Below are 6,080 nucleotides of genomic sequence, written 5' to 3' on the forward strand. Positions count from 1 at the left end.
CGAGCCGCCCCTCAACGAGCCGTCCCCGGCCTTTGCCCGGGGGCCCCGGTCGCGGCACCGCGCGGCTTTTGGCCGCTGACCGATCGCGCCCTGTCCCGGGCCGCCGCACGGATCTACCATGAAGCCGTGGATCCATGGGTGTGGTGGCTGATCGCCGCCGTAGGACTGGGCATTCCCCTCGTCGTGACCGCGATGCCCGAATTCGGGATGCTCGCGGTCGGTGCCGTCGCCGGTGCCGTCACCGCGGGCCTCGGTGGCGGCACCGTCCCGCAATTCCTCGTCTTCGCCGCCGTATCGGTGGCGCTGATCGCCGTCGTACGCCCCCTTGCCAACCGCCACCGCGGCCAGAGCCCCCAACTCGCCTCCGGCATCGACGCGCTCAAGGGCAGGAGCGCCACGGTCCTGGAACGGGTCGACGGCGGGGGCGGCGGCCGTATCAAGCTCGCCGGCGAGATCTGGTCCGCCCGCTCCCTCGACGGCAGCCAGGTCTACGAGCCCGGCCAGCAGGTGGACGTCGTCGAGATCGAAGGCGCCACCGCCGTCGTCATCTGACCCGAACACGCTGCGCGACGAGCCACGACTCTGAAAGACTGATCAATGGCAAGCCGGTCACCGACCGGCGCGGACCAGTAACGAAGGGCACGGGAGCCGCTGTGGAACCGATCATCATCGTCCTGATCATCCTGGTGGTGCTCGTGTTCATCGCACTCATCAAAACGATCCAGGTCATCCCACAGGCCAGCGCCGCCATCGTCGAACGCTTCGGCCGCTACACCCGCACCCTCAACGCGGGCCTGAACATCGTCGTCCCGTTCATCGACTCCATCCGCAACCGCATCGACCTCCGCGAACAGGTCGTGCCGTTCCCGCCGCAGCCGGTGATCACCCAGGACAACCTGGTCGTGAACATCGACACCGTCATCTACTACCAGGTGACCGACGCCCGCGCCGCGACCTACGAGGTAGCCAGCTACATCCAGGCCATCGAGCAGCTGACCGTCACCACCCTGCGGAACATCATCGGCGGCATGGACCTGGAGCGGACCCTGACCTCCCGCGAGGAGATCAACGCGGCGCTGCGCGGGGTGCTCGACGAGGCCACCGGCAAGTGGGGCATCCGCGTCAACCGCGTCGAGCTGAAGGCCATCGAGCCGCCGACCTCCATCCAGGACTCGATGGAGAAGCAGATGCGCGCCGACCGTGACAAGCGCGCCGCCATCCTCCAGGCCGAAGGTGTCCGGCAGTCCCAGATCCTCACCGCCGAAGGTGAGAAGCAGTCCTCGATCCTGCGCGCCGAAGGTGAGGCCAAGGCCGCGGCCCTGCGCGCCGAGGGCGAGGCCCAGGCGATCCGGGTGGTCTTCGAGTCGATCCACGCCGGCGACCCGGACCAGAAGCTGCTCTCCTACCAGTACCTCCAGATGCTCCCGAAGATCGCCGAAGGCGACGCCAACAAGCTCTGGATCGTGCCGAGCGAGATCGGCGACGCCCTCAAGGGCCTCGGCGGCGCCCTCGGCAACTTCACCCCGCCGACCGGCGGCGGCTCCATCCCCAAGCCCAGCTCGCCGAACCGCGAAGCACCCCCGATCGACTGACACCGCCGGGCCCTGGTGCATGATCGGGCGAAACCGTACCGCTCATGCACGGGGGGATCCGCGTGACCATCTGGGAAGCCGTCGCCATCTTCGCCGCCGGAATCGGCGCCGGCACGATCAACACCGTCGTCGGGTCCGGCACCCTGATCACCTTCCCGGTGCTGCTCGCCTTCGGCGTGCCACCCGTCACCGCCAACGTGTCCAACACCCTTGGCCTGGTGCCCGGTTCGATCAGCGGAGCCATCGGCTACCGCCGCGAGCTCGCCGGCCAGCGCCGCCGGATCCTCCGCTTCGGCCTCATCGCCCTCATCGGGGGCCTGGCCGGCGCCATCCTGCTGCTCGCACTGCCCTCGAAGGCCTTCGACGCGATCGTCCCCGCCCTGATCGCCGTCGCGCTGGTACTCGTCATCGTCCAGCCCAAGCTGTCCGCCGCGCTCCGCGCCCGCCGCGAGCGCAACGGCACCACCCCCCACCGCGACGGCGGCCTCGCCCTGCCGGCCGGCCTGCTGGTCGCCAGCGCCTACGGTGGCTACTTCGGCGCCGCCCAGGGCGTGCTCTACCTCTCCCTGATGGGACTGCTGCTCTCCGAGGACCTGCAGCGGCTCAACGCCCTCAAGAACGTCCTCGCCGCGATCGTGAACGGCGTCGCCGCCGTCTTCTTCCTCTTCGTCGCGCACTTCGACTGGGCCGCCGTCGGCCTGATCGCGGTCGGGTCCGCCCTCGGCGGCCAGATCGGCGCGAAGGTGGGCCGCCGTCTGCCCCCCACCGCCCTGCGCGCCGTCATCGTCGTGGTCGGCCTGCTGGCCATCGCCCAACTCCTCCTCAAGTAAGGCGAGTCGGGCGACGGCCCGGTACCCGACGGCCCGCTAGCCGGCGGCCGGGTACCCCGCGGTCGGGCCGGCCGCGCCCTACGCAGGCAGCGCCAGCCACTCCGGCAGCCCCTCCCGCACCGACACCCCCAGCGTCGACAGCAGCGCATCGGCCGGCGTCGGCTCGAACGGCCGCCGCAGCAGTTGCATCCCCGCCTGCTCGGGCGTCCGGTCCGCCTTGCGGTGATTGTCCTCCGCACACGAGGCAACGGTATTCAGCCAGGTGTCCCCACCGCCGTGCGACCGCGGCACGACATGGTCCACGGTCGTCGCCCGGCGCCCGCAGTACGCACACCGGTGCTGGTCACGCACCAGTACCCCGCGCCGCGACCAGGCCGCCCGTTGTCGGAACGGCACCCGTACGTACCGGCAGAGTCTGATCACCTGCGGCACCGGTACGTCCACCGCGGCGGCACGGATCCGCAGCCCCGGGTGAGCGTGCTCGATGACCGCTTTGTCCTGCATGACCAGCACCACCGCACGCCGCAGCGACACCGTCGACAGCGGCTCGAAGCTCGCATTGAGCACCAGTGTCTCGCGCATCCCGCCCACCTCCCGGACCCGCTTCGCCCCCGCGGCGAAGCTGCTCCACTGTGCAGCGGCAGGTATTCCCCGAACAACGCAATTTCCGCATGCCACAAGGGAAATGGAGGAAGATCAGGAGATGAAAAAGAGGGACCGGCGGCGCCCCATGGGCCGCGAAAAGAGTGTGCTCCGGGTCCCACCCCCGTGAATTACCGGGACCCGGAGCGAACGGCAGCCGATGAGGACACCCGAGATACATCCGGGCTCCGGCGAACAGCGGGCGACACACCTGCGCCCCGCCGCTCCCGCCACTGCGGTACCTGCTGCCCGCCGCCCCCTTTACGGGGCGGCGGCACGGCAACCACTGTCGTGTGGGGAGCGCCGGGGCGCAACGGAATTACGGCGCTCAGCCCGCCGCGGGAATCTCGTACTCGGCGATCAGCTGAGCCCGCCCGAGCGTGTGGAACCGCAGATTGAAGCCCACCACCGCCGGCGAGGCATCCCCGTCCGGACCGAGCTTCTCCTGGTCCACCGCGTACACCGTGAACACATAGCGGTGCGGACCGTCCCCGGGCGGCGGCGCCGCGCCACCGAACTCCCGGGTCCCGTAGTCGTTACGGACATGAACGGCGCCCTCGGGCAGCCCCTTCATCTCACCGGAGCCGGCACCGGCCGGCAGCTCCGTCACCGACGCCGGAATGTCGAACAGCGACCAGTGCCAGAAACCACTGCCCGTCGGCGCGTCCGGGTCGTAGCAGGTGACGGCGTAGCTCTTCGTCCCCGCGGGCGCACCCTCCCACCGCAGCTGCGGCGAACGGTTCCCCTCGGCGAACACCTGCTCCGGCCGCAGCGTCCCGCCCGGCTCCACCTCGTCGCTCAGCACCGTGAACTGCGGCACCGGCGGATGGAAATCGTGCGGGAGCGGCCGCCGCTTCAGCTCGGACACTGCAACACCTCCTGGTCGCTTGCTGACACCTGTCCGGCCAGGTTAGAGCCAGTTCCGCTTACCGCCGACCTCCGCCAGCCACTGGTTGAGGTAACCCGCCCAGTCGGTCCCCTCGAAGTCGTTCAGCCCGACCGTGAACGACCGGTAGGTGTCCGACCCCTCGCTGAACAGACCGGGCTTCTTGTCCATCTCCAGGACGACGTCCATCTCCCGGTCGTCCGCCACGAACGACAGCTCGACCTGGTTCAGGCCCCGGTACTGCTGCGGCGCGTGGAACTCGATCTCCTGGTAGAAGGGGAGCCGCTGTCGCGTTCCCCTGATGTGCCCCTGCTCGAGATCAGCGGCCTTGAAACGGAACCCCAGCCGCCCGAACGCGTCGAGGATCGCCTGCTGCGCCGGCAGCGGATGCACGTTCACCGGGTCCAGGTCGCCGGAGTCCACCGCCCGCGCGATCGCCAGCTCTGTCGTCACCCCGACGTTCATCCCGTGCAGATGCGTCCCCAGGAACGTGGTGATCGGCGTCTCCCACGGGATCTCCAGCCCGAACGGCACGGTGTGCGCCGCACCCGGCTGCACCGCGAAGGCACCGCCCAGCTGCACCTTGGTGAACTCGATGTTCCGCTTGTACTCCTCGTCGCCGCTCTCGACCTCGACCCGCGCCTGCAGTCCGACGGACAGCCCCTGGATGTCCTGGGCCACGGACCCGCCCTGGATCCGCACCTCGCCCTGTACGACCCCACCCGGGACGACGTTCTCCTCAAAGAGCACCGTCTCCACCGACGCACCTCCGGCGCCCAGGCTCGCCAGCAGCTTCTTGAATCCCATGCTCGTCCTCCCCAGGCGGAACGCCTGTGCTGTGTAGTGCGCGCCGAGCTCTCGGCTTGATCCCTACGAACGCGAAACCGTACGACCCGGTTCCACGGCCCACACTTTCCCAACCCCGGGGTCCCCATGGCCAGCCGGCCTCCCCAACAGCTGCACTACTCTCGGTCCGCATGACCGACGTACCGGAACGTATGCCGCTCACCCACGACTTCTTCGACCGTCCCGTGGTGGACGTGGCCCCCGACCTGCTGGGCCGCATCCTGCGCCGCAACACCCCGGACGGACCGATCGAACTCCGCCTCACCGAGGTCGAGGCGTACGACGGCGACACCGACCCCGGCTCCCACGCCTACCGCGGCCGCACCGCGCGCAACGCCACGATGTTCGGCCCGCCCGGTCATGCGTACGTCTACTTCATCTACGGGATGTGGTTCAGCCTCAACGCGGTCTGCGGCCCCGAGGACAAGGCGAGCGGTGTCCTCCTGCGCGCCGGCGAGATCCTTACCGGCGCCTCCCTGGCGGCCACCCGCCGTCCCAAGGCCCGCAACACCAACGAACTGGCGAAGGGCCCGGCCCGCCTGGCCACCGCCCTCGACATCGACCGCACCCTCGACGGCGCCGACCTGTGCAGCAAAGCCACCGCCCCCCTCTCCGTCCTGCACGGCCGCCCGCCCGCCCCCGGGCTGGTGCGCAGCGGCCCGCGCACCGGTGTCGGCGGCGGCGGAGCCGACCACCCGTGGCGCTACTGGATCGCGGACGACCCCACGGTCAGCCCCTACCGCCCCCACACCCCCCGGCGCCGCACCACCACCGCTACTTGACTCCGTGTCGCCGACCGCCTAACGTAGCCCGAGCCGCTGGAGACGGGCAGCGCTATTTGCGCAGACCGCCAGGCGGCACAACCAACTACTCCGATCGGCTCCCAAACGGGTCCTATTTCGCGTTGCCGAAATTCGATCCGGCCGCCTCGATTATGAGTCGCCAGGTAAGCCGCTAAAGTAGTAACCACGCCGAAAGGGCAGCAGTAAATAACTGCCCCGCGGCGGACCTCCGACGAATATCGGAACCGGAATCGAAAGAAACCGGATCTGATAGAGTCGGAAAGGCCGGAAAGCGAAAGCTGAACGGCCGACCCGCTCCAACAGGGAGCCAGACACGGAAACGGATCTGGTAAGGTTGGAAACGCAAGACCGAAGGGAAGCGCCCGGAGAGCCTGGTGAAACAGGCGCAAAGGAAGCGTCCGTTCCTTGAGAACTCAACAGCGTGCCAAAAGTCAACGCCAGATATGTTGATACCCCGTCCACCGGAAACATCCGGGGGATG

Annotated in this window: 7 protein-coding genes; 4 read left to right on the top strand and 3 right to left on the bottom strand. The window is 69.1% G+C overall.

What is annotated here, in order from left to right:
• The first annotated feature begins 138 nt into the window (after positions 1–138).
• The 3 genes from ACGFR7_RS17430 (at position 139) to ACGFR7_RS17440 (ending at position 2,422) form a co-directional block, all read left to right on the top strand.
• A complete protein-coding gene (locus tag ACGFR7_RS17430) occupies positions 139–552 on the top strand; it encodes an NfeD family protein (protein WP_393319443.1) in 414 nt (137 codons plus the stop codon).
• Between the two features lie 101 nt (positions 553–653).
• Positions 654–1,592 (top strand): SPFH domain-containing protein, encoded by a 939-nt coding sequence (locus ACGFR7_RS17435; RefSeq protein ID WP_030087611.1) that lies wholly within the window; start codon positions 654–656, stop codon positions 1,590–1,592.
• Positions 1,593–1,654: 62 nt separating this feature from the next.
• Positions 1,655–2,422 carry a sulfite exporter TauE/SafE family protein gene (locus ACGFR7_RS17440; protein WP_393319376.1) on the top strand — a complete coding sequence of 256 codons (768 nt, stop codon included), beginning with the start codon at positions 1,655–1,657 and terminating at the stop codon, positions 2,420–2,422.
• 78 nt (positions 2,423–2,500) lie between these two features.
• Here ACGFR7_RS17440 and ACGFR7_RS17445 read toward each other — a convergent pair whose 3' ends face one another.
• The 3 genes from ACGFR7_RS17445 to ACGFR7_RS17455 all read right to left on the bottom strand — a co-directional run bounded on the left by ACGFR7_RS17445 (position 2,501) and on the right by ACGFR7_RS17455 (position 4,757).
• Positions 2,501–3,004 carry an HNH endonuclease gene (locus ACGFR7_RS17445; protein WP_129297069.1) on the bottom strand — a complete coding sequence of 168 codons (504 nt, stop codon included), beginning with the start codon at positions 3,002–3,004 and terminating at the stop codon, positions 2,501–2,503.
• 388 nt (positions 3,005–3,392) lie between these two features.
• A complete protein-coding gene (locus ACGFR7_RS17450; RefSeq protein ID WP_393319379.1) occupies positions 3,393–3,932 on the bottom strand; it encodes a YbhB/YbcL family Raf kinase inhibitor-like protein in 540 nt (179 codons plus the stop codon).
• A 42-nt stretch (positions 3,933–3,974) separates the two neighbouring features.
• Positions 3,975–4,757 (bottom strand): sporulation protein, encoded by a 783-nt coding sequence (locus tag ACGFR7_RS17455; RefSeq protein WP_350250185.1) that lies wholly within the window; start codon positions 4,755–4,757, stop codon positions 3,975–3,977.
• Positions 4,758–4,927: 170 nt separating this feature from the next.
• On the opposite strand from ACGFR7_RS17455, the gene ACGFR7_RS17460 reads away from it, so the two are divergent.
• Positions 4,928–5,578, top strand: a complete 651-nt coding sequence (locus ACGFR7_RS17460) for a DNA-3-methyladenine glycosylase (RefSeq protein WP_393319382.1) — start codon at positions 4,928–4,930, stop codon at positions 5,576–5,578.
• Positions 5,579–6,080: the final 502 nt, after the last annotated feature.

The sequence above is a fragment of the Streptomyces sp. NPDC048516 genome, from assembly GCF_043199875.1.
GTDB lineage: Bacteria > Actinomycetota > Actinomycetes > Streptomycetales > Streptomycetaceae > Streptomyces.